The following is a 23,302-nucleotide window of genomic DNA, read 5'->3' as shown; positions in this document are numbered from 1 at the left end:
GCAGACTCTTCGCTGTGGCAGACGTTGTTAATCGGTTTGAGGTGTTGACGGACAAGCAGTGGGAGTTGCTTGCGCTGCTGTTGCCCAGTTCGGATGGGCTGCGGGGGCGGAAGTTCCAGAACAGCCGACTCGTGGTGGAGGGGATGCTCTACCGACTGCGTACCGGGCTCCCGTGGCGGGATCTACCTGCGCATTTCGGCCCCTGGAAGACGGTGTGGAAACGGCACCGACGCTACGCCGGGGATGGAACGTGGGATCGGGTACTCATAGCCCTGGCGGCGATGGCCGATGCCGGTGGCGACCTGGATTGGGCGGTGCCGGTGGATTCCACCGTGGTGCGGGTGCACCAGCACGGCGCCAACGCCGCGCGTACTAGTTCTGGATAGCGGCGACGTCGTTGGCGAGTTCGTCCAGGGCAGCGCGATAGATGCCTGCGATTGCCTGGGCGAGGGCGGCATCTTCCTCAGCGAAGGCGGTTTCGAACTCCGCGTTCCAGGTGACCTGAGCACCATCGGGATGGTCGTTGACGGCGAAGGTCGATCGGTACGAGCGCAGCGGCAGCGGGCCTGACACGTAGTCGTATGCGTACCGCCGTTGCTGGTCGTCGTGTTCGACGATCCTCTCGATCGCCTCGCCGCCACCGTCGGCGAAGGTGGCGTGCCGCAGGTCTCCACGCTGGGTCGACTTCTCCAGCGCCGGGATCCAGTCCGCGACGTTGGCGGTGTCCCCGCCGATCTTCCATACGAGGTCGGGTTCAGCTGTGATGACTCGGGATTCGCTTATCTGCATGTCGTGTCCTCCGGGATGGTGTCGTCGTGGGTGATCAGCAGTGTGGTCAGCCGGTCGACCGCTTCGGGTCCGACGCCGTTGTCGGCAAGCAGCGTCAGGACTCCGCCGTACCGGTCGTCGATATTGTCGAGGAATCGTTCCATCGCGTCAGGTGGGGCGGTCCATACCTGCGGTGGGTACAAGTCGGTTGCGGCACCGTAGGAGGCCATCTCGCGCAGCCGGTGCATGGACGCGACCACGTCGTCGGGGGCGGTGGCGTAGTCGGTGACGATGTCCTCCCGCCGCACCCCGATGGCGTCGAGGAGCAGTGCGACAGCCACACCGGTGCGGTCCTTGCCGACGGTGCAGTGCACCAGCACGGGCAGCACGCCTGGGTCGAGCAGCCTGGAGATCAGGGAGACGACACCGGCCGCGTCCTGTGCCAGGTAGGCGAGATACCGAGTGACCAAGGGGTCGTCACCGGGCATCGGGGCCACCGCGGAGGCCGGGGAGACGGTGTCGTTGATGCTGAACGGGTGCGGAAGGTGGAGCACCCCCAGCTCGTCGAGGGGCCCGCGCCCTTCGACGGCGACTTCATGCGGCAACCGTAGGTCGATGGTGGCGCGGATTCCGGTGTCCGCGATCAGCGCACGGGCAGCGTCCGAGGCGAGGAATTGCGGGGTCCCACTGCGGTAGAGCAATCCGCGGCGGACCTGTCCCCCATCGTTGGTGCACAGGCCTCCGACATCGCGGAATCCCAGGAGCCCCGTGTAGGAGGTGGTCATGCCTGGGCGGACAGGATTGTGACCACGCAGGCATTACCGTCCATGCCGGCCGCGCCGCCGCCCATGGTCTCCACGAGACCGACGCGGTGCCGGTCGACCTGCCGGGCGCCGGCCTTGCCGCGGAGCTGCCACGCTATTTCGGCCAGCTGTGCCATTCCGGTCGCGCCGAGCGGGTGGCCACGTGAGAGCAACCCACCGCTCGGGTTGACCGGTTGCACACCGTCGCGGGTGGTGTGACCGGACGGGGCGAGTTCGGCGCCCTTGCCGCGGGGGGCGATCCCGAGTGCCTCGAGGGTGAGGATCTCGCCGATGGTGAAGGCATCGTGCACCTCGAGCACATCGATCTCCTGTGGGCTGCGACCAGCCTGCGCGTAGGCCTTCTGAGCGGCGCGGGCCACGCTGGCGAATCCCCAGACGTCGTCGCTGCGCTGGTCCCACAGGGCACCGGAGACCATGGCGGACGCCTCGATCCGCAGATCGTTCCGGTTTCCGCGCTCCCCGCCGACGATGGCGGCGCCGGCACCATCGCTGGTCGGGCAGCACTGCAGGAAGGTCAAAGGTTCGGCGATCATTCGGGAGTCGAGCACTTCCTGAATCGTTGGCACCGTGTCCCGCAGTTGGGCGCGGGGATTATTCATGCCATTGCTCTTGTTCTTCACCGCGACCGCGGCGAGCTGTTCGGGGGTGACTCCGAACTCGCCGATATACCGTTGCGCCTGCAGGGCATACAGGCCCGGCAGGGGCAGGGACGACGCGCCTTCGGGGTCGGTGGCCTCGGGCACGATGGCTCCGGAGAACAGGGTGGACATCTGATCGACTCCGAGTACCAGGACGCACTTGAACCGGCCGAGCCGCACCGCTTCGACGGCCTCGTGGTAGGCGCTGGTGCCGCTGGCGCAGGCATTCTCGACGGTCCACATCGGCACGGACGGTATCCCGAGTCCGCGTTGGATGCGGGTGGCCACCCCGGGTGGGCCGAAGACCGAGCCGACGATGATCGCGTCGATCGCGTCCGGTCGGATGTCGGCGTCGCGGACCGCCTCGGCCACTGCGGTCCAGGCGAGTGACTCGACCCGCTGGTCCGGGAACCGTCCGTAGGCGGAGGTTCCGACACCCCACAGCATCGCCTGCTCCATCACTGCACCTTTCTCGTAGCGACCAGGTCGCCGTCGTCTGTTCCGGTGATCTCGAGACGTGCACCGGGTTCGAGGACGGCCGGTTCGGCGAGGTGAACGAGCACCCGGGGGCCGTCGTCGAGATCGAGATACGCCAGCCCGAAGGGCGGCCGGCGGGTACCGACCGGGATGGCGACCACCGTGGAGGACCACACCTTGCCGGTGCGGGCGAACCGGTCCGGTTCGGTGGCCTGGTAGCACACCGGGCACCACGGGAGCCCTTGCTGTGCGGTCGGGTACCGGCACACGGTGCATCGGGAGCCGAGCACGGCGTCGCCGTCGAGGAACGGCCGGGAGTCGGCGACCGGCAGGCCCCCGACCGCGGCCCCTGGGCGACGTTTGGTGGGCCGGCCCACCCCCAGCTCGCTCATCAGTGATCCCCTTCCAGGGTGAGCGTGAAGTCGTCGGCCTCGATATGCAGGTAGGCACCCACCGAGGTCTCGACCAGTTCCCGGATGTAACGCATTTCCCTGCTCGTCGGCGCGAAATCACGGTGGCGCTGTGGGGTGGCGCGCATGATATCGATGTCGTTCTCGGGCACCAACAGTCGCAGAATCAGCTCGTCATCGCTGATCGATTCCCCGAACTTCTTGCGCAGCTCGCCGAGGGTGGGCTGCGGCGGCTCCCAGTTCTCGTAAGTCTTCGCCTTCGGAGAGCTCGTGATCTTGTCGAGGACGTTGGCATCGAGCGGGGCGACCGGCTTGCCGTAGAAGCCGTTCGCGTAGATCATCACCTCGTCCGGCACGACCGAGTACCGCGAGCCGGTCACCACGTTGAGCACCGCCTGCGTGCCGACCAGCTGCGAGAACGGGGTCGCCATCACCGGATAGCCCAATTCCTCACGTACCCGCGACATTTCGTCGAGGACCTCCTCGAAACGGTCCTCCATGCCACGGTCGCGCAGCTGCGCCTTGAAGGTGCCCGCCATCCCACCGGGCAGCTGGTGACGGTACTGGAACAGGGAGTACTCGGCGGGCTGTCCGACCGGCAGATCCTCATATTCGGCGACGCGGAGCAGATGCTCCTCGACCGCGGCGAAGCGGGAGTCGTCGAGATCGACGTCGAAGCCGGCGTAGCGCAGGTTCGCCACCGTGTTCTCGGTGGACGGCAGGGAAACCCCCGCAGCGAGTGGTCGGCTCGCGGTGTGCACGCGGTCGGCGCCGGCGAGGACGCCTTCGAGGTAGTTCACCGGAGCCAGGGCGTTGTTGCTGTGGAAGTGGATCTCCACGGGCAGGTCACCGGCGGCGCCCTTGATGGCGGCGATCAGCGAGCGGGTGCGTTCGGGGGTGAGCAGTCCGGCTGCGTCCTCGATCTCAATACCGTCCGCGCCGAGCGCGGCGAGTTCGCGGGTGCGGGCCGCGTAGTACTCGTCGGTGTGGTGCGGGCTGTCTGCGTAGAGGATGCACGGCAGAGCCTTCGCGCCTTCGGCCTGCACGGTCTTGACCAGGCGGCCGATCTTGTCGATGTTGAACAGGCCGTCGTAGATCCAGAAACTGCCGATGCCGTGGGCGCACAGCCGCTGCACCCACAGGTCCATCACGCTGTCGGCGGTCAGCCCGAAGGTGACGATGCCGTTGCTGCGGGTGCCGGCGCGGACCGTGGTCTGCGGCATGGCCTTCGACAGGGAGATCAACTGCTCCCACGGGTCCTCTTTGCAGTGTCGCACGAGGACTTCGAAGATCGAGCTACCGACGAGGTCGATGGTATGGAAGCCGGTGCGATCCAGTTCGGCGGCCATGGGCAGGCCCATGTCCTTGCGCAGGCGCATGCCCCACCAGCTCTGCGGACCGTCCCGCAGCGTCTGGTCCACGATGTCGATCCTGCGGCGGCTGCCGTCGGCGTTGCGCGGGGCGCAATCGAGGTAACTCATCAGATCTTCTCCAAATAGTCGGGTAGGCCCCGAGAGGCGATCCAGTCGGTGGTGGCGATTCCGGCCCGGAAGTCCGGATGGTCGAGGGCGGCGCGGGCGAAATCCGCGGTCGTGGGGACGCCGGCGACAGCCAGGTTCGCGAGCGCGGCCACCATGCGATCGGCGGCGGTGTCCCGGTCCGGGCCGTGTGCCACGACCTTGGCCAGAAGGGAGTCGTAGTACGGGGTGACGATGTAGCCGGGTTCGCAGTGGCTGTCGACCCGAATACCCTCGCCCGTCGGGGGCTCCCACCGTTCGACGGTGCCGGGATTGGGGATGAACCCGCGGGCGGGGTCTTCGGTGGTGATGCGGACCTCGATGGCATGCCCGGTCACGTGGATATCGTCCTGGGTGAGCCGCAGGGGCTCACCGGCCGCCGATCTCAGCTGTTCGGCGACGAGGTCGACCCCGGTGACCATCTCGGTGACCGGATGCTCGACCTGAATTCGTGCGTTGAACTCGAGGAAGGCGTACTCGTGTGTGTCGGCGTCGTAGATGAATTCGACGGTGCCGGCGCTGTCGAGGCGGAGCGCCTCGGCGAAGGCGACGCCGCTTCGGCGCAGGTCCTGCCGAATTTGCTCCGGAAGGTTCGGCGCGGGAGATTCCTCGACCACCTTCTGGTGGCGGCGCTGCAGAGTGCAGTCCCGCTCTCCGAGGTGGATGACCGAGCCGTGTTTATCCCCGAGGACTTGCACCTCGATGTGCCGGGCGTTGCGGATGAACCGTTCGATGTAGGTGCGGCCGTCACCGAACGCCGACTGCGCCTCGGCCGCGGCCGGGGCCCATCGCGCCCGGAGTTCGGTCTCGTTCTCGACCACCGACATGCCGCGGCCCCCGCCGCCGGCAGCAGCTTTGACCAGTACCGGGTAGCCCAGCTCGGCGGCCGCGGCGACCGCCGCCTCGGTCGAGTCGAGCACCGGGGACCCGGACAGCACCGGAATTCCGGCCGAGCGTGCCAGCTCCCGTGCCCGCGCTTTGTCGCCGGCCTCGGCGACCGCCTCGGGACGGGGACCGATGAAAACCAGGCCCTCGGCGACACATGCGGCCGCGAACTCGGGATTTTCGGAGAGGAATCCGTATCCCGGGTGCACCGCATCGCATCCGGTGCCGAGTGCCGCGGCTAACACTGCCGGGATCGACAGGTAGCTCTGCCCGGCGGGGGCGGGACCGATGCACACGGCGCGGTCGGCCATCCGGGCGGCGAGGCCGTTTCTGTCCACGGTGGAGGTCACGGCCACCGTCTCGATACCGAGTGCCTGGCAGGCCCGGATCACTCGAACGGCGATTTCCCCGCGGTTGGCGACCAGGACCCGTCGCAGCGGCGTTCTGGCGGGTGCCTCGGTGGTCAGGGCGGACGGGCTAGCCATCGGTCGGCCTGATCAGGAACAGCGGCTGGTCGAATCCGACGAGTTCGGCGTTGTTCGCGCAGATTTGCACGATCTCGCCGCCCTGGGGTGCCACGACGGGGTTCATCAATTTCATCACCTCGACGATCGCGAGTTGTTGGCCTGCCTCGATGGTCTGGCCGACCGTCACGAACGGTGCCTCGCCGGGGCTCGGCGCCGTCCAGAATGCGCCGACCGTCGGAGATTTCACCTCGGTGCAGCCTGTGGTGTCGGCGGCCGCAGCTGGTACCGGTGCCGCGGCGACGGGCGCCGCACCGCCGTTGCCTGCCGTGGCCTGTACCTCGGCGGGCACGGGTGTGGTCGGTGCTGCGGGGGCGGCGGGCGGTGTCGACGGCACCGTGGCCGCGGATGCTGTCGGGGCGGATGTTGTCGGGGCGGTGGGTGTCGGTGCCGCCGGGAGGCCGTCCTTGCCGACGGTGATGCGCATGCCGTCCATTTCCAGTGTCATGGCGGCCCAACCGGAGTCGTGGAAGGTGCGCAGAATCTCCCGCACTTCGCGGTGGGTGATGCGCTCCGGTGTGCTCATGAGGTTCTCCTGTGGTGTGCGATGGTGGCGAGTAGCACCGGCAACCGGTGGGCGGTGACGATCGCATCTACTCCGGCGTCGATGGCGGCGCGGACGCCGTCGGGGGCGCAGAACACTGCTCCGCGAACGGTTTTGGTTCCACGAGGAATGTCCGGAAGTTGCTCACCGAGTTCCTCGGCGGGGAGGGCGTCGGCATCGAAGACCGGTTCGACGGCGACATCGATGCCCACCTGCAGGGACGTCGCGCCCTCGGCCCATTCGGTGAGACGGCGCAGGTCCTCGTCCTTACTCTCGTCGACCGCCGAGGTCGGCAGTTCGCCGGCGTAGACGCGGCCGGTGGTCGCGTCTACGGTGACGGTACGACCGACCAAGCTTTCGACTGTTCCGGTGCCGCAACCGACGACACAGGGGGTATCGAGGGCGCGGCTGACGACGGCGGCGTGCGAGGTTGCACCACCCTGCTCGGTGACGACGGCAGCGGCCGCGATCATGCCGTGCACGTCGTCCGGGCTGGTCGATTTGCGGACCAGGATGCACCCCGGGTTCGCCTGCGCCGCTTCGGGAGTATCCACCACGATGCCCGTGGCAACACCGGGGCTGGCGGCCACTCCGGACACCAGCACCTCGGCGGAATCTGCTGCACCGGCGGCGATTTCCGGCCGGAGCAGGGTGCGGATCTGATCTGCGGTGACCCGGGACAGGGCCTCGGCCGGTTCGATGACGCCCTCGTCGACGAGTTCGACCGCGATCCGCACTGCGGCGCGGGCGGTTCGCTTCGCCGGGCGAGACTGCAGCAGGAACAGCTCTCCGCTCTGGACGGTGAATTCGATGTCCTGGGCGTCTTTTCCTTCGCGGTCGAGGCGGTCGGCGGCCTCGAGCAGTTCGGTGTGCACGGTGGGCCAGCGCTCGTGCAGGTCGGTCAATGGTTTCGGGGTGACCCGGCCAGACACGACGTCCTCACCCTGGCCGCGCTGCAGGTACTCGCCGTAGGGTTCGCGGGTGCCGTCGACGGGGTTGCGGGTGAACAGCACCCCGGTGCCGGAGTCATCGTCGAGGTTGCCGAACACCATGGCCTGCACCGTGACCGCCGTACCGAGGTCGTCCGGGATGCCGTAGTGCTTGCGGTACGCGACCGCACGGCGGGACCGGCTGGACTGGAACACCGCGGCAACCGCGGCGCGCAGCTGCTCCCACGGGTCGGCGGGCACCATTTCGTCGACGTCGCCGGCGATCGCGGCGCGCACCGACGCGGTGTCGGGTAGGTCCTCGAGGTCGTCAGTGCAGCCGAGGACGAGGCGGCCGTAGAAGCCGGTGAAGCGGCGGTGTACCTCGGCCGCGAAGTCGGGGTCACCGCTTTCGGCTGCCAGCGCGGCCTCGACCGCGTCGTTGCAACCGAGATCGAGGATGGTGTCCATCATGCCGGGCATGCTGATCGCCGCGCCGGATCGCACCGACACCAGCAACGGGCGTTCCGTTCCACCGAAGGTGCGTCCGAGTTGCTTCTCCAGCAAGCGGATTCCGGTGACGAGTTCGTCGGCCAGCCCGTCAGGCAGGCCACCTTCGGCGAAGTAGGCCGCGCAGGCCTCGGTGGTGACCACGAAGGCCGGCGGCACCCGCAGGCCCAGTGACCGCATCCGCCACAGGCTCCATGCCTTCCCGCCGACCAGGTCTCGGCTCGGCTCCGTGGCGGTCTCGTCGGGAATAACCAACCAGCGGAAACTCGTCACGGTGCTCATTCGGGGCGCTCCCGTCCAGTCAGACGGAGGATGTGTTCGTGCATCTGGAACCACACGGTGTGGACGGAATCGACGCGGACGCCGCTGACGTAGTCGCTCTCGCCGCCTTCGGCGCGGATCAGTGCCGCGCCGATCCGGTCGAGGAATCGATCGACCAACGGATCCCTTTGAGCGAGGGGGCGCAGGACCTTCTGCGTCTTCTCGTGCACGCGGCCGAGCTTGGCGATGATCTTGTTGTCGTAGTCGGCGTCGGCGTGGTCGTTGCTCACTCGGGTGCCGTCGACCTCGACGGTCTGCCAGTCGGTGGTCAGGGCGAGTACCTGCTTGTTCACGCCGGTCTCGAATGAGTCCATCGCCTCGGTGATGGCCGGATCCGAGCGCAGGTCGGCGAAGGCACGCGGATACACACCGTCGAGGACCGCACGGCCGGCGGGGGTGATCATGTAGTTGCCGCGCGCAGCCATGACCGCACCATCGGCGACGGCCTTCTCCAAGGCATCCTCGACATCGCCGATCGGGAGAGCGTTGATCTCCGCCAGTTGTTCGGCAGATCCGAGCTGACGCAGGGTCAGGGTGTGAACAGTGAGTTCATACGGGTCGAGCATGATGGGTCCTTTCAGTGTCGGGGTCATGCCCGCGCGGCGGCGACCATGCGGTCGCGCACCTCGCGGCGCAAGGATTTCCCGACCGGACTGGTGGGGATGTTCGGCCAAATCTCCAGGGAGCGAGGTCGTTTGAAACCGGCCAATCGGTCGGCGCAGAACTCGAGGATCTCGTCGGGCTCGGCGGCGGAGCGGGTGACGACGGCGGCGGCGACGCGTTCACCCCACTTGTCGTCGGGCAGGCCCACGACCGCGGCCTCGACGACGGCGGGATGGGTCAGCAGGGCATCTTCGACCTCACGGGGGTAGACGTTGAAGCCGCCCGAAATGATGACGTCGTGCCGGCGGTCGAGCAGGTGCAGATAGCCGTCGTCGTCCCAGCGACCGATGTCGCCGGTGTGCAACCAGCCGTCCGGCTCGATCGTCTCGGCGGTCGCCACGGGACGGCGCCAGTAGCGGCTCATCGTGTGCGGTCCCCGGGTCAGGACCTCTCCGACCTCACCTGGCCCCAGCACGGTGCCGTCAGTGGACCGGACCTGGACTTCGACGAAGGTGTAGGGCTTGCCGGCGGAGGTGAGCCGGTCGGAGGTGTGCTCCCACGGCTGCAGGCAGGTGATCGCCAACGGTGCCTCGGCCTGACCGTAGAGTTGGGCGAACACCGGGCCGAGAATGTCGATTCCGCGTTGGAGCACGCTGGTGGCGATCGGGGCACCCCCATAACACAGGCGCTCGAGCGCCAGGTCCGCAGCCGCGGTTGCCGGGTCCTCGAGCAGCATCGCGATCATCGTCGGCACCATGAACGTCGACGTGGCCCTGTACTTTTGCCCGGCCTCGAGGAAGGCGCCGGGCGAGAACTTCGACACGATCACGTTCGGCGCGCCCTTTACCAGGTGCGGCAGGAAGAACGCGCCGCTGCCGTGGGTGATCGGCGCGGCGTGCAGCATCACCGAATCCGGCCGCAGGTTGGGCAGCAGGTCGACCAAGAAGTTCGCGACTTCGGCGAGCTCGCTGCGCGTGGTCAGCACGACCGCTTTGGGCTTGCCGGTCGTGCCCCCGGTGTAGGCGAGGCGCAGCGGCGCATCCTGATCCCGCCGCACATCGCACGGGCCGTCCGGAGCGTCGGCGATGAGGTCAGGCAGCTGATCTGCGGTGATCATCACCTCGACGTGGGCAGGCGGATCCCCGGCATAGACCAGGGCACGCGCCTGTGAGTCCTCGACCTTGTAGGCGTGCTCATGGACGGTCTCGCGCACGTTCAGCGGGACACGAACCAGGCCGGCCTTCGCGAGGGCGTAGTACACGACGACACCGTCGATGCCGTTCGGCATCAGGACTGCGACGCGGTCACCGGCATCGAGGCCGCGGGCCAGCAATGCGTGGCCGAGGCGGTCGGTGAGCGCGTCGAACTCGGCGAAGCTCACCACCCGGTCGCCGTCGATCAAGGCGGGGGCGGAACCGAACTGCTTACCGGCGCGGCGGATCAGGTCACCGATCTGCATCGTCGCTCCCCTTCGCGGTATTGGTGGTGGGCAGATCGGCGCGGCGCAGCCCGGAACCGCGGCCTTCGAGGTTTCGGGAGCCGCGCTGGGTGAGGTGGTACAGTTCGTCCGCCTGCGCGGTGCCGTGGTTCCACTTCACCCATTCCTCGTCGAGGTACCGGTGGGTCCCGTCGAGTACAGCGGGGACAAATCCCTGCGCACGCCGGTTGTACTCGTCGATGTCGATCCGGCCGGTGCTGGTGGTCCACAGTCCGGACTTCTCGGTCAGGCTGGATGATCCGGAGAACTGATCGCCTGCGGTCGGCGCGTAACCGTCGTCGGTGAGCACCGAGTAAGGAATTCCGGTGAGCATGTTCTGGTTCATCCCGGAGTACCGCGCCATGGTGTATTCATTCGACTTCTGGTGTGGCAGGCTCAGCAGTCCCACCATCTCGCCCAGGTTGTCGCGACCGTATTCATCGTTCATCAACGGCTTGAATCGCTGCACCCGTTCGTCGATCTGGAACCAGTCGTCCTGCCGGTACGTTCCGGCGAGGTGCGCGAAGTCCTTGCCCACCGACGAGTAGACCAGGGCACCGGCGTCGATCATCTGCTCACGCGACCAGTTCGCGATCCTCTTCCACAGGTCGGTGGTTGCCTCGTTGAGGATCTCGCGGTACTGCTCCATGGTGTCGGCGAGGGTGTCTGCGTTGTCCATGCCAACCGGGATGTAGCCGTCGGTCAACGGATCGGAGGTGTACATGCCGACTGCTTCGATGTTCGCGGCGTTGTATCCGGGTTCGGCTTCGAAGGACGCCCAATCGTCCATGAGATGGAAGTTGGTGTCTTTGAACACGATTGGAATGGTGAGGTTGTTGAACGGCAACTGGGTGGCGATCCCGTCCATCCAGGGATAGTCACCCTCGGCGAGATCGAAGAAGTCCCGCATGATCATCTGCCGGTTTTTGCCGAAGTCGTAGGGTCCACTGTTGTGCAGACCTATCCGGCATTCGCAGTGCGCGAGGAACGCGAACTGGGACAGTTGGGCGACGAGTTTGGTGGCGGCGGTGTGCAGCCGGTCGCCGGGAACCACACCGTGTAGATCCGATTCGAACACCTGCAGCGTTCGTTCGGGCAGGAACTGGCTGCGGTCGCCGAACTCCTTGTTGGTCAGGTGTCCGTCGTTGCGGTGGTACGCCAGATTGAACCGGCGGGAGAAGTCGAGCACGTCGACGACATCGTCGACCGCGTCGGTCGGTCGCAGCAGGCCCCAGTTCATCAGCATTTCACGGCCGATGAGATAGAACGCGGGCATTCCCCAGGCGGCGTTCACCGTGTCTACCTTCAGGCTGACCTCACGGGCGCGGTCGCCGAGTTTCTCCGCCGGTGTCGCCGCGTCGATCTCGCGGAGCAGGGTCGGGAGCCGGTAGAAGCTGTTGAGGTAGCTCACCAGCATGTAAGGGTTCATCGGGAACAGCTTCGACTCCTGCACGGTGCGCGTGATGCACAGCCAGTATGTGGTGTCGGACAAATTCCGCAGGTAGTTGTTGGTTTCCAGTAATGATCGGTAGTTCAGGTTCGCCATGTCTCAGCCCTCGTTTTCGATCAGCCAGATCCGGGCATGCCCGGTGTCACCCGTTTCGTATGCGTCCGCTGCCGGGGGTGCAGCGGTGACTTCGAGCTCGACCATGTCGCCGTTCTTCAGGTCGTTGATCTTGCAGTTCATCAGGGTGGGGACGTCGTACTCGCGGGCGAGAATGCCCAGGTGCGAGCGCACGGTGCCGCCGAGGCAGATGACACCGGCGAACCCTTCGATGATCGGGGCGGTCAAGGTGCCGCCGGAGTCATCGATCACTGCGATCGTGCCGGGAGGGATGCCGTCCGTGAGGAACTCCATGACCTGCTCGATGGTGGAGACCAACGCGACCGGTCCGCTGACCGTCTGAGACTTCTTGATGACGTTGTCACCGACGCCGACGTGACGGCGACCATCGGAGTCCAGTCCGTCCGTGAAAGAACTCGCTGGGCGGTCTGCGCGCTTGTACTTGTCCGGTTCGGATTCGAGCGAGGCTGTCGCCGAGTATTCGAACCGGTACCCGGAGTCGAGGGTCTCCAGCTCGATGGCCCGGGCATCCTCCACGGAGAAGAGATCAAACTGACGTTCAAATACAATGTCTTTCCACTGCTCATCGGATGCCGCGAATCGTTGCGCTGCCAATGACCGCACTGCGGCGTTGAAGCGACCGGGCAATGGCAGCATTTCGGTCGATCCCCATTTCGGGGCAGTAACCACGGAGTCGGACATGTCACCTCGCTGATGTGTGTGGTGGTCGTTCGGCCACCGACGCCGGAATCTGGGCTCGAGCTGGGCCCTTACGCCTAGCTTCTTTTTCTTGTGAGGAAAATCTAGTTATGATCGTCACTGTGACCCAGTCCACGTTGGGGGACAGTTCCGCCGGTTCGTCGAAGACCACACGGTCCACTCCCCGCACTCGCTCCCCGCTCCGCGCCAACCTCCACCAGACAGATTACGAACGCGCTTTCGATGTCCTCGAGGCGTGCGCTGACGCGGCCTGTCTTCCCGATTTCAAAGAACGCGCCGTAGACGCCATCAGTGAGCATTTCGAGCTCCGTCACGTCTCGTTGTTCGCCGGCGCGACCTTTCACACCATCTTCGAGGACGCAGCTCCGTTGACGGCAGGAAAAACTGCCAAGATGCTTCCGGAATACCAAGACCGGTGGGCACGATACGACGTGTTCGGTACCCCCGCCGCGATGCGCCAGCTCGTCTCCAGCGGCTTGTCCTCACTGGACGAGTTGCAATCCATGGGTCATTTGCCCGCAGGCGCTGACGCGTACGTCAGGTATTTTCTGTCCTCCACGTGGCGGATGAACACCGCTGCGGCGCTGCGCCTGGAGCTGAACTCGGGGCACACCGCCCTGCTGGGGATGTTCGATCCGGAACCGGGCAAGATTGGCCCATCTGAAGCAGCCACATTACGACTGCTCAGCAAGCAGATGTCGGCGATGGCCCGCGGCTTGCCCGCGTCGAGGCCGCAGGCAGCGCTCACGCGACTTTCCGCGCGGCAGCGGCAGGTTGTCCAGCTCGTCGCCGACGGCTTGTCGAACGCGCAGATCGCCGAGATCCTCTCCCTCGCTGAGGACAGCGTGAAGAAGTACGTCACCCGTATTTTGACGACTACCGGGTGCCAGTCGCGGATGGAACTGGCGCTGCTCGCCCGAGCTCAGCGGATATAGGTAAAGGGGCCGCGGACAATTCGTCCGCGGCCCCGTCACGCTCCGGTCAGAGGAAGGATGATTCCTTCGTCAGTCCGTAGCGGGGATGTTCACCGATCACCATCGACTCGAAGATGCCGTAACCCACAGCGTCGCCTTCCCGGCACCGGATTACGCAGTCCCGCAACTGGTGTACCTCCCGAGCGGTGTTCGCCTCGGACACATCGTCGTAGCGCTCACCGTCCAGATGCTCTGCCCCATGCCACTGTCCGTGCCGTTGGCCCTTGAAACCGAAATACAGCCCAGTACCGAGGTGGAACCCGGTGTCGCTGACCGGTTCGATCTCGATCGTGCGGGTCTCGCCCCACCCCGCGTCGAAGGTCAGCGTGCCGCCGAGCAGTCGCCGATTGTCGGGATCGTACTTCAACTCGTCCCGCAGTCCCTGCAGCGGACGTTGCGTGCCGTCGGGGAGGTTCTCGAAACCTGAGAAGTAGGTCACCGCACCGTCGACCCACTGCAGGTAGTGGTGGATCTCGTAGCTGGTCCCGTCTGGCCGCTGCAGCCACATCGGGCTCCAGGTGAGAAGGAAGTTGCTATCGAGTCGTTGGTGCTTGAAGACGTCCGGTGCGGGTTCGCCGACATCCATCCGGACTCCCCACGAGTGGTCGCGGAAGCCGAACCATTCCTCGTCGCGTACCTCGATCCGCTTGCCGTCCATCCAGATTTCACCGCTCACGGTCGACGCCTGGTGGTATCGCAGCAGGTCGGACTGGACTCGGAATCCCTGCGGTTCGCGCTGGGAGTCTTTCTGCTCTAGGAATGGTGGCAGAACACCGGTGATGGTGAGGTCGAAGCGGATCGGGACGATGTCGTTCTCCTGCAGAACGAATCGGACCTTGCGCAACGGTTCGAGGACCTCGTAGTCGAGGGGGCCGACCCCGACCCGTTCCGGATCGGCATCGAGTTGCCGGCTCGCACGGACCGTGAGCTGTTCTTTGCCCCTGGAGATTCCGGCGAACATGTCGATGACGTTCCGGTTGTGGTACTTGCCGATGCCCACGTCCACTTGGATGGAGCCGTCCCGGGCGAACAGTGATCCCCACAGCTTCTCGGTCCAGGCGATATCGGCCTGACTGATCGTCGCGAACGTTTCGGGGGTCTGGTGGTATAGCAGCTCGTCGGCGGGAACGAGTTTCTGCATTGATTGGCGCACGGCGGCGCCTCCTTTCAGGGGGACTAGCGAAGCGGTGAGAACGAGCCGGGGAGATCGTTGGCGACGAGGGCGTTGCCGAAGATCGCAGCGGCCCGATCGTCGTCGTCGAATGGGTCCGGATAGAGCGCGAGGGTATCGGGGGACATCGACCAGTTGATCTGGTCGGTGACACCGGCGTACGCCGCGAACGGTCGCAACCCTGAGGTGTACATGGTAGTGGCGGCCATGATTCGCTCGGTCCGGTTCATCGCCGCGAACCGCTGATACAGCTTCATGTGGCACCGGCTGAGCTCGGCCGCGACGCTCGACCATTGCGCCGGTGGAATCAGTTCGCGAGTGCCGTCGGTGCGATATCCGTAGACCGCGGCTTCTGTGACCGACCCGATTAATTGTTCGGGTTCGGTGAAGGTGGTGCCCCAGTCGTTGATTTCGAATTCGGTGAACGCCGAGCGGTCGAAGGTCAAGGCCATGGTCAGTCCGGTGTAGGGCGGATCGAGATCTTCCGCCCACGGGTAGGCCCAGGTACTGGGTGCGAGCGAGAGATAGTCACGCACGATTGTCTGCTGGCTGCCGACTGGACGCGGATAGGGACCGGAGTCGCAGATGCCGACCCGTGAGTCGCAGAAGTAGAGGAAGGAGTATCCCGAGACGGTCGCGTTGAGCCTCTTCAGGCCCTTTGCCGTGATCGGGTCCAGTCTCGTTGCTCCCCTCGTCAGGTCTTCGACGACGTCCGTGGGCAGGTAACGGTTGGTGAAGCCTGCGTCCTTGTAATCGAGCGTTCCGTCTCCGCGGTGGGCGAGGGAAAGCCTGCGCCAGAAGTCGACGACCGTACGGACGTCCTCGAGGCGCTCATCCGGGGCCAGCTTGCCCATCTGAATCAAACATTCGCGCCCGCACAGGTAGTGGTAACCGATCATCCAAATCCATAAAGGACTGATTTTGTTCGGACCTTCGCGGAGGCGCCGACCCAACTCCTCGGCCGGCATCGCGTCGTCAATCACCCGTACTCGATCGGCGTAACTGTGGAAGTCTTCGATGACCGACAAAGACATGTAGGGCAGCATGGGAAAGAGTTCGGAAGTGAAGCCCGACCGACGCGTGATCTCGGGTTTGAAAGCCCTTCCCATGTGCTGCACCAGGTCGTTGAGCCGTTCGTCGGTCAGATCCTCCGCAATGAGCTGATCGAGAATCTCCGCGGAAATCTCGAGGTTGAAGTCCTTGACTGCGATCTCGTCGCCGACACGGCGGATGTATTCCCACCAGTCTGCGCTGACGCTTGCCGCGGACGGCGTCTGTTCGTGACTAGTCGTTTCCTGGGCGACCACCCCTGCTCCATCCGCGATGCGCAGGCTAATCGTTGTGCCGTCCGGAATGTCGCCCGGCAATTCGGCGCCCACGAGGCACGGAACCTCGAACTCGCGGGACACGATCGCCAAATGCGATCGGAGCGTGCCATCGAGGCAGACAATGCCGCCCAGTCGTCCGAGGATGGGTGACAAGAACGTGGTTCCTCCCGAGGCGACCAACGCAATCGTCGATTCGAGGTCACTGTCGAGGGATGCAATCACGTCATCGGGGGACCGGAAATACCGCAGCGTGCCGGTGACCGGAGCGAAGGAATAGGACGGAACGCCCTTGCCGAGAACGGACATGTTCACTCTCCCAACGGTCGGAAACAGCCGTCGCGATCCTCTGGCACGAAGACACCGCCGATCAGTTGCAGCGCGAGTGCCGGATCACTGAATCTTTCGAAAGATTCGGCGATCCGGGGTGTAATGGACCAATCGATTTCGTCGTAGCAGCCGGCCAGGCGAGCCCACGCCTTGAGTTTCCACGCGTACATCTCGGTGGCATAGAGATTGCGTTCCTCGGGGTCGGTCTCGGCCAAGCGTTGATACAGCGCTCGGTGCGCCTTCCGGATCGACTTGGTGGCTTCTTCGACCTCGTCGGTACCCAGCGGACGGAGCGTGCCGTCGTCGGTGCAGAACACCCGGGTGTCGATGATGTCGGCCTGATAGTCGCTCGGCGTGAACCAGGCGGTACCCCAGACATTGTTGTCCATTTTCACGGTGGCCGGCAGCCGGTACGCAATAACGAAATGATGGTATGGCAGCGTTTCGCGAATACCGTCAACCCACGGGAAGTCGCCGTCCCCATCCGTGCAGGTCTCGCGCAGGGCCAGGAAACTGCCGTCCTCGAGCTGATACGGTCCGGTGTCACAGACCGCGGTCCGCGCATCGCAGTTTTCGAGGAAGGCGTATCCCGTCAGCCGTGCACCGAACTTGCGGATCCCGGCCTTGACGGCGTCGTCGGCCGGAATAAGGTTCGCGCGAATTTCCGACAGCAGAACGTCATCGATGACGTGCGAGCTGTTGGCGGGCTCGGCATCCATGTTGAACAGCACGTTGTCGGTGCGCATCGCAATGGTGGCTTCACGCCAGAATCGGAGGACCTCCAACTGATCGGCGAGACCGTCCGACAAGCTGTTTTCACCGAGATCTACGAACAGTTCGCGGCCGGTGAGATAGTGCAGGGGGGTAGCCGCGAGGTTGATGAAGCTGCGCTTGTTGCCGATGGGCAGGGCTTTGCGCACGAGTTCGGTGGGCGTGGCGTGCTTCCGAATGGTGCGAATGCGCTCCGGCACACGAAGATAGTCCTCCATCATCGACATCAAGATGTAGGTGTTCATCCCGAACAGTTCCGACTCGAACACCGTCCGCGCCGACAATTCGGACTTGTAGGCCGCACCGGCAGCATGCACCAGCCAGTTCCACTCGTCGAGCGTCGGCTCGTAGTCGGGGTCTGTGTAGAGCGCCTTCAGATTCGCGGGCGCTGTGAGTTGCGCTGTCATACCGTCACCGCCCCTGCGGCGACGGCAACCCGCGCTGCCTCGGCGTCGTAGAGGTCGAGAACGACGGTGTCGCCGTCGGTGACTGTTCCGGTCAGTTCGGCGGCGAGCACACAGGGCACGTCGGATTCCCGGCACAAGATCGCCAGGTGCGATTCGCGGCTACCTGCCGTGCAGACGATCGCCCGCAGGTCGGGCAGGATCGGTGACAGGAAAGTCATTCCGCCTTTGCTGACAAATGCGATGGTGTCCTCGAGATCGTCGTCGTCGATCGACAGAACGTCGGACGTGTCGTTGAACCAGCGGGCGACTCCTCGCACCTGACTTGTGGTGAAGAGATTGACTCCGGTCCCGACCTCGTTCAGATTTTCGCTCATCACTGCTCCGTTTCGCGCGCGGGGGCGTGGATTGGCTTGAAAGCGCTTATCAGCGCTGGTTACAGGCTATGAATTCATCGCTTTGTGACCCAGTCCACTTAGGGGGACAGTATTGATCGGCGTCACATTTACGGCTCGTCCCCGGTTTCTTGCGAACACCCGGACACGGCCCGCCCTACGCCACGACGCACACATTTTGCCTAGTGTGCTTTCACGTCGATAAAACGAAACTGATCGCGGAGCGTCCGTTTGAGGATTTTTCCGCTGGGGTTCTTCGGCAGCGACTCGGCCAGCACCACATACTTGGGGACTTTGTAGCCGGCGAGCCGGCCACGGCAGTGTGCCACGATGTCCTGCTCGTCGAGTTCGACGCCGGCGGACGGGACCACGACCGCGGCGACCGCCTCGATCCACCGCGGGTGCGGCACCGCGAACACGGCGGCCTCACCGACGCCGTCGAGTTCGTAGAGTGTTTCCTCGACCTCCCGGGTCGCGACGTTCTCCCCGCCGGTCTTGATCATGTCCTTCTTGCGGTCGACCACCCACAGGTAGCCGTCCTCGTCAAGGTAACCGAGGTCGCCGGAGTGGAACCACCCGCCGACGAATGCTTCCGCGGTCTTCTCGGGTTGCCTGAGGTAGCCGACCGTGGCGTGCGGGCTGCGGTGCACGATCTCGCCGACCTCGCCCGCCGGCAACGGCAGATCCCGGTCGTCCACGATGCGTGTCTCCACGTTGAGAGCAGGTTTGCCCGCCGAACCACCACGTGTCTCTTGATCTTCCGGCACGAGAGCCGTCGCGAGTGACGCCATTTCCGTCTGCCCGTAGAAGTTCCACAACCGGATACCCGGCAACCGGCGGTTCATTTCGCGCAGGATCTCCACCGGCAGCGGCGAAGCCCCGTAGTAGCCCTTGCGCAGCGAACGCAGGTCGGTGGTCGCGAACTCGGGTGACTGCAGCAGCGAGATCCACACCGTCGGCGGGCAGAACAGGTTGGTCACCTGCTCGGCCTCGATGGTGCGGAGCAACACCCGCGGGTCGGGCCCGTCGACGATGATGCTCGTCGCGCCGAGATAGATGTCGGTGCTGAGGAAGTTGTCGAGCTGAGCGCAGTGGTACAGCGGCAGCGCGTGCACCTCCACGTCGTCGCTGCTCATGCCGCCGGTGACGATGCAGCTGATGTACTGCCACATCAGCGACCGGTTGGTGAGCATCGCGCCCTTGGGCCGTGACTCGGTGCCCGACGTGTACATGATGCGGACCACGTCGTCGTCTGTCACGTACACCTCGGGCGGCGAACCGAATTCACCCTCCGCCCAGTCCGTCACCGAACGCCAGCCACCCGGTGTGGCCGTATCGCCGAGCGGGATGGTCGCCCGTACCCGGACGCTTCCCTTCGATTCCGCGAGCGCCTTCTCGGCAACGGGCACCAGGGCGTCCTCGACGACGAACGCGTCGGCTGCGCAGTCGTCGAGGATGTATGCCACCTCGCTACCTGTGAGCATGAAGTTGATCGGTACCAGTAATGTGACACAAGCCACAGCTAAGGTCGCGGAGATGCCTTACCCTGCTGAGAAACACGCCACCTAAGACTTCCCCCACGAATCGACACACAGAGTGAGTCGGAACCCGCGCCCACTCGAGGAGGTGCGGTCGCCATGACCACAGAACAGCTGGTCCGCAACACCATCATCGCGGTCGCGCTCTCGGATCCGTTCGATTGCGTCGAGGTCGACGTTCCCGTCGTCGAGGTCGAGGGAGAACATTGCCGCGACAATGTCTCGGGGCGACTGGCTGGCGATATCGGCGGCGACTTCGACGACTGGGTTCTCGCCGCCACCCGGTCCGGCCTTTTCACTCCGCGTGAGATCGAGGCCCTGGCCCGGTCATGGCACGCCGACCCCCGGACGCTGTTCGGAGCGCTCCTCACCTACGCCGACGACATGACCCGCAAGCGCTACGAGATCGCCTGGGACTCGCTCGACGAGGCAGACTCACGCGAGTACGCCTGACGGTGCCCACCGACATGGAAACGCGTGACAGTCAACGCACCCGCCCGCAATGAGCAACAAGAAGCGGACCTGAGCAGCATGGGAGGACGACGCCCGATGACGAACTCGACCGTTCCGGAGCAGTTGCTGCACGCCGTACAGGACCGCACCACCGAGATGCGCCGATGGTTGGATACAGACAACAACAGCGAAACGCTGATGGCGCATCTCCACGACGAACCGGTCGACACAAAGTGGCTGCGCACCTATCAGCGCCTGGGCCGCGACCTCATGTCGGCCGTCGGAAACGCCCAGGAGCAGTTGCCGCGACGGCGATGAACGCCGAACAGGACAATGCGGTCGAACGGGTACGGGACACGCGCGCGGTCCTTCGAACCGTCACGCCCGCCGAGAACACGAGGGTTCCCACGTTGGCGACCGATACTGTGGCTCGCAGCTACACCGCAGCCTATCCGCGGGCCGTGCAGGGGAAGCGATAAAGGTGTCCCCCGCCCTCATACAGCCGCCGACATCCTCATTCGACCTCCCCGGTGCGCGACAGAGGACGTCTCATCGCTCGGCTGTGAGCCGACATTCTGCAGTGCCCGCGAATACCCGATGTCCGTGAGCTCGCCGACCTCCGTCCAGTCTGTCGCGGGCCACCGGTCGACGGCGAATCGGCTCCCCGCGGAGCAATCGCTGTCACTATCACGATGTCCGCGGATAACCACTGCGCCGAATAACCACTGCGCCGAAAGCTTACTCGGCAGGACACCGGCGCCCACTCCACTCAGCGGCCATCACGGCGCTGATGCGCATGCGGACGACGCACCACCCACAGTCCGATTGCGGATGCGCGAGCGTAACGGCCGCCCCTATCCGCTGCATCACGCCGGTCAGATCAGGCATCCGGTCCGCACACCATCGTCATAGACGCACCCCTGTTGCCAGCCACACCGCCCCAGAGTGCGACCGGAACGGTACCGGTAAGGGGATTCGATCTCCCGTCGATCAACTTGCAGCACAGACGAATTGGCCGGGCCAAGCGCGCCCGGAAATGGCGCGGAACAGCTAGCTGGGTGTCAGAACCGGTGCCCGCGATCGGGGTCACGAGAGCGGTGCGCCTCGAACGGCACGAACCAGGCGGCCGGATCCACCACCACACCGTCGGTGATCGGGGCAGCGTCGGACAGGGTCGGCGCATCACGGTCTCCGCACAATACATCCGTCGGCCCGCTCCAGGTCGCCGTCCCGCCGGTGCACCGGGAGATCGGCCACCACCATGTCCAGGTCACCGGCAGCGGCGTGCTCGGCCGCGGCGGCCAACACCAGATGCAACGCCACCACCTCCGCGGGGCATGTCGGCTCCGGATCGCGGCCGGTGGCGATGTCGGCGGCCAGGTCGTCGAACGCGCGGGCCATCCGCCGCCACCACCCGGTGTCCTGATCCCACGTCACCGCGGGCAGTGTGACCAGCAGCGACCCCTGCTCCGCCGACTCGATCGCCCTCCCCGCCAACGCATCCGCATCGCCGTACACCGTCGCCGCGAACGTGGTGGCAATGACCGCAACCATCCGGGCCTGACGCGACGTCAGCCCCGGATCCAGGTCGTTCCCGCTGCCCGCGAGGGGGAACAAGATCACGTTCCGCATTCAGGCCCCCTCGACGCCAGCATTCACCACGGTGCCGCATGGCCGGCGCAGATGCCGGCGGCGGCCCCGTTCGGTCATCCCACCCCAGATCCCGTAGCCCTCCCCCATCGCCAGGGCGCGCCCGCGGCACTCTGTCAGCACTGGGCACCCCGCACAGATCCGCTGGGCCGCCGCCTCGCGGCGGGCCCGGGCACCGGCATGTTCGGAATCCGGGGCGAAGAACACCGACGCCCCGACATCGCGGCACCGCGCCCACTCACGCCACACCCACGAGGTGCTCACACCCCAGCCGACGGTGACAACGATGCACACGGCACACGAAACCCCCTTCGCCGAACAGCGGGAGCCACGACCAACTAAACCTGCACACCCCGCAGCCAGTCGTCCTCCCCGAGTACCCGGGGCGACGCCCGGCACCCGTCAGCCTTCGCATAACAAACCGGTCGCCCTCATTGTGCACGAATCAGCCATCGCCCGCGCAGTACGCCCTCCACGTCTCATCATGTGAGAGCGTCGGCGACGACTCACACCCGACGATCGAACTCCGCGAACGCAGGCGCAGGGTTTCGACCCGCCGTCCTCCTTACCGCGACCGGATACTCGAAAAGCGTTGCACCGCAGCAGGTCCGGTCTGCTGAGATCTCCGGCGCTCGACCACGCGCCTGATGCGAGTGGGATCCCGATGGCCGGCATGCGTCTCGGCGCCGCTCGGGGCGCGGATCGGGGAGGCAGGTGGGCCTCACCGCCGGCAACAGGCAACATCCACATTCCGCCGACTCGCCGCTCGAGGTCGGTGCGGCGGGCCTGAACGCCATGCCAGCAATTGCACTTCGAGGAACGCGCGAACCACAAACCGGGCCAGGGGCGCCGGATCGGAATGGCGTGCGATCTCCTTGATCAATCGGCCGCGGACAAACTCCCGACAGATGGTGGTCCCGCCCGAATCGGGATCGACATACGGGTTCGCCGCTGTCGGAGGTGAATTCGAGCGCGATACGGATTCCTGCCCGCACCACACGGTAACCCACGAGCGGCCGGGTATCCGTGGCGATGTAGCACCATCTGCTCGACCGCGCCCACCGGTTCGGTCCGCACGGCCTCGACCAAGCGAACGTCGTACTGTTCGGTCACAATGGAGACCGGCCAGTTCTCCTTCCGTCGAGTGGTGGAAGTGCATTCGCCGGTGAGCGGAGCGCCGCTGCACCATCGCTCGGCGGCCTATCTGTGGCAGACGACGGCCGACGATTGTGTGCGGTGGTGGCACTGCCTCGGTGCCGAGCGCGAGGGTCCTCCTGCGGATGTCATCGTCCGCGATGTCCGCGATGAACCGTGCGACCTGAGGCGGCAGCCTGCGGCTCTCCTCACCGGTCAGGAACTCGAGCGGCAGCAGGCCCAACTGCTCGAGACGCGGGATGAGCTCACGTGGCACCGGCCCGTCGGGGTCGGCACGCAGTCGGTCCTGCTGCTCTGCGGTCAGAAGTCGCCAGCGCTGCTCGAGGTCCGCGGTCATGCGATGATGCTACCGTCGGCGCACCCAGTGCACGGACCGGAAGCGGCACCACCTACCGCCGACCGCGACGTCCGGCCTCTGCCCCGCCGGC

General features: G+C 65.5%; 22 protein-coding genes and 1 pseudogene. 4 read left to right on the top strand and 19 right to left on the bottom strand.

The annotated features are described in order from the left end of the window. Window positions 1-14: 14 nt before the first annotated feature. Window positions 15-386 carry an IS5 family transposase gene (locus tag GO592_RS43790; RefSeq protein WP_039951996.1) on the top strand — a complete coding sequence of 124 codons (372 nt, stop codon included), beginning with the start codon at window positions 15-17 and terminating at the stop codon, window positions 384-386. Here the strand turns inward: GO592_RS43790 and GO592_RS43785 are convergent. Genes GO592_RS43785 through GO592_RS43730 form a run of 12 tightly spaced genes read right to left on the bottom strand, consistent with a single transcriptional unit; the run spans window position 373 to window position 12,690 of the window. After that, complete coding sequence (locus tag GO592_RS43785) at window positions 373-789, bottom strand: SRPBCC family protein (protein ID WP_007298831.1); 417 nt, start codon at window positions 787-789, stop codon at window positions 373-375. The genes GO592_RS43790 and GO592_RS43785 overlap by 14 nt on opposite strands. Beyond that, window positions 780-1,553, bottom strand: coding sequence for a tyrosine-protein phosphatase (locus tag GO592_RS43780; protein WP_007298830.1), 774 nt, complete (start codon window positions 1,551-1,553; stop codon window positions 780-782). The genes GO592_RS43785 and GO592_RS43780 overlap by 10 nt, the downstream gene beginning before the upstream one ends. Next, a complete protein-coding gene (locus tag GO592_RS43775; protein ID WP_007298829.1) occupies window positions 1,550-2,689 on the bottom strand; it encodes a thiolase family protein in 1,140 nt (379 codons plus the stop codon). The genes GO592_RS43780 and GO592_RS43775 overlap by 4 nt, the downstream gene beginning before the upstream one ends. After that, entirely contained in the window at window positions 2,689-3,099 is a 411-nt protein-coding gene (locus GO592_RS43770) for a Zn-ribbon domain-containing OB-fold protein (protein WP_007298828.1), read from the bottom strand. Before GO592_RS43770 ends, GO592_RS43775 begins: the two co-directional genes overlap by 1 nt. Beyond that, window positions 3,099-4,598: a carboxyl transferase gene (locus GO592_RS43765; protein WP_007298827.1), complete on the bottom strand. Its 1,500-nt coding sequence runs from the start codon at window positions 4,596-4,598 to the stop codon at window positions 3,099-3,101. Before GO592_RS43765 ends, GO592_RS43770 begins: the two co-directional genes overlap by 1 nt. Further along, the gene (locus tag GO592_RS43760) at window positions 4,598-6,004 is read right to left on the bottom strand and encodes an acetyl-CoA carboxylase biotin carboxylase subunit (RefSeq protein WP_007298826.1); all 1,407 of its coding nucleotides are present in this window, start codon (window positions 6,002-6,004) and stop codon (window positions 4,598-4,600) included. Before GO592_RS43760 ends, GO592_RS43765 begins: the two co-directional genes overlap by 1 nt. Further along, window positions 5,997-6,569 (bottom strand): acetyl-CoA carboxylase biotin carboxyl carrier protein, encoded by a 573-nt coding sequence (locus GO592_RS43755; protein ID WP_007298825.1) that lies wholly within the window; start codon window positions 6,567-6,569, stop codon window positions 5,997-5,999. Before GO592_RS43755 ends, GO592_RS43760 begins: the two co-directional genes overlap by 8 nt. Then, window positions 6,566-8,305: a pyruvate, phosphate dikinase gene (locus tag GO592_RS43750; protein ID WP_007298824.1), complete on the bottom strand. Its 1,740-nt coding sequence runs from the start codon at window positions 8,303-8,305 to the stop codon at window positions 6,566-6,568. The genes GO592_RS43755 and GO592_RS43750 overlap by 4 nt, the downstream gene beginning before the upstream one ends. Further along, window positions 8,302-8,910 (bottom strand): hypothetical protein, encoded by a 609-nt coding sequence (locus GO592_RS43745; protein ID WP_007298823.1) that lies wholly within the window; start codon window positions 8,908-8,910, stop codon window positions 8,302-8,304. The genes GO592_RS43750 and GO592_RS43745 overlap by 4 nt, the downstream gene beginning before the upstream one ends. A gap of 23 nt (window positions 8,911-8,933) precedes the next feature. Next, on the bottom strand, window positions 8,934-10,406 hold the full coding sequence (locus GO592_RS43740) for an AMP-binding protein (RefSeq protein WP_007298822.1): 1,473 nt from the start codon (window positions 10,404-10,406) through the stop codon (window positions 8,934-8,936). After that, entirely contained in the window at window positions 10,393-11,970 is a 1,578-nt protein-coding gene (locus tag GO592_RS43735) for a hypothetical protein (protein ID WP_007298821.1), read from the bottom strand. Before GO592_RS43735 ends, GO592_RS43740 begins: the two co-directional genes overlap by 14 nt. 3 nt (window positions 11,971-11,973) lie before the next feature. Further along, window positions 11,974-12,690, bottom strand: coding sequence for a PEP-utilizing enzyme (locus GO592_RS43730; protein WP_039951994.1), 717 nt, complete (start codon window positions 12,688-12,690; stop codon window positions 11,974-11,976). A gap of 107 nt (window positions 12,691-12,797) precedes the next feature. On the opposite strand from GO592_RS43730, the gene GO592_RS43725 reads away from it, so the two are divergent. Next, window positions 12,798-13,643 carry a helix-turn-helix transcriptional regulator gene (locus tag GO592_RS43725; RefSeq protein ID WP_007298819.1) on the top strand — a complete coding sequence of 282 codons (846 nt, stop codon included), beginning with the start codon at window positions 12,798-12,800 and terminating at the stop codon, window positions 13,641-13,643. A gap of 46 nt (window positions 13,644-13,689) precedes the next feature. Here the strand turns inward: GO592_RS43725 and GO592_RS43720 are convergent, their stop codons facing one another. The 5 genes and pseudogenes from GO592_RS43720 to GO592_RS43700 all read right to left on the bottom strand — a co-directional run. Then, complete coding sequence (locus tag GO592_RS43720; protein WP_237720500.1) at window positions 13,690-14,835, bottom strand: hypothetical protein; 1,146 nt, start codon at window positions 14,833-14,835, stop codon at window positions 13,690-13,692. Between the two features lie 23 nt (window positions 14,836-14,858). Further along, the gene (locus GO592_RS43715) at window positions 14,859-16,487 is read right to left on the bottom strand and encodes a PEP-utilizing enzyme (RefSeq protein WP_039952015.1); all 1,629 of its coding nucleotides are present in this window, start codon (window positions 16,485-16,487) and stop codon (window positions 14,859-14,861) included. A gap of 2 nt (window positions 16,488-16,489) precedes the next feature. After that, entirely contained in the window at window positions 16,490-17,524 is a 1,035-nt protein-coding gene (locus GO592_RS43710) for a hypothetical protein (protein ID WP_237737284.1), read from the bottom strand. Between the two features lie 158 nt (window positions 17,525-17,682). After that, window positions 17,683-18,060, bottom strand: coding sequence for a PEP-utilizing enzyme (locus tag GO592_RS43705; protein ID WP_039951992.1), 378 nt, complete (start codon window positions 18,058-18,060; stop codon window positions 17,683-17,685). A 200-nt stretch (window positions 18,061-18,260) separates the two neighbouring features. Further along, window positions 18,261-19,610: pseudogene (locus GO592_RS43700) on the bottom strand (fatty acyl-CoA synthetase); the annotation flags it as partial. A 105-nt stretch (window positions 19,611-19,715) separates the two neighbouring features. On the opposite strand from GO592_RS43700, the gene GO592_RS43695 reads away from it, so the two are divergent. Both GO592_RS43695 and GO592_RS43690 read left to right on the top strand, forming a co-directional pair. Then, window positions 19,716-20,069, top strand: a complete 354-nt coding sequence (locus GO592_RS43695) for a hypothetical protein (protein ID WP_007298815.1) — start codon at window positions 19,716-19,718, stop codon at window positions 20,067-20,069. A 69-nt stretch (window positions 20,070-20,138) separates the two neighbouring features. Next, window positions 20,139-20,387: a hypothetical protein gene (locus GO592_RS43690; protein ID WP_039952012.1), complete on the top strand. Its 249-nt coding sequence runs from the start codon at window positions 20,139-20,141 to the stop codon at window positions 20,385-20,387. Window positions 20,388-21,251: 864 nt separating this feature from the next. Here GO592_RS43690 and GO592_RS43685 read toward each other — a convergent pair. Together GO592_RS43685 and GO592_RS43680 are read right to left on the bottom strand one after the other, a co-directional pair. Next, the gene (locus tag GO592_RS43685) at window positions 21,252-21,701 is read right to left on the bottom strand and encodes a hypothetical protein (protein WP_007298813.1); all 450 of its coding nucleotides are present in this window, start codon (window positions 21,699-21,701) and stop codon (window positions 21,252-21,254) included. Beyond that, window positions 21,702-22,013: a WhiB family transcriptional regulator gene (locus tag GO592_RS43680; protein WP_007298812.1), complete on the bottom strand. Its 312-nt coding sequence runs from the start codon at window positions 22,011-22,013 to the stop codon at window positions 21,702-21,704. Between the last annotated feature and the right edge of the window lie 1,289 nt (window positions 22,014-23,302).

Source organism: Rhodococcus sp. 21391, from assembly GCF_016772255.1.
GTDB classification, from domain to species: domain Bacteria; phylum Actinomycetota; class Actinomycetes; order Mycobacteriales; family Mycobacteriaceae; genus Rhodococcus_F; species Rhodococcus_F opacus.
Note: the sequence above shows the minus strand (reverse complement) of the source record. Positions and strands in the feature narration are given on the sequence as shown.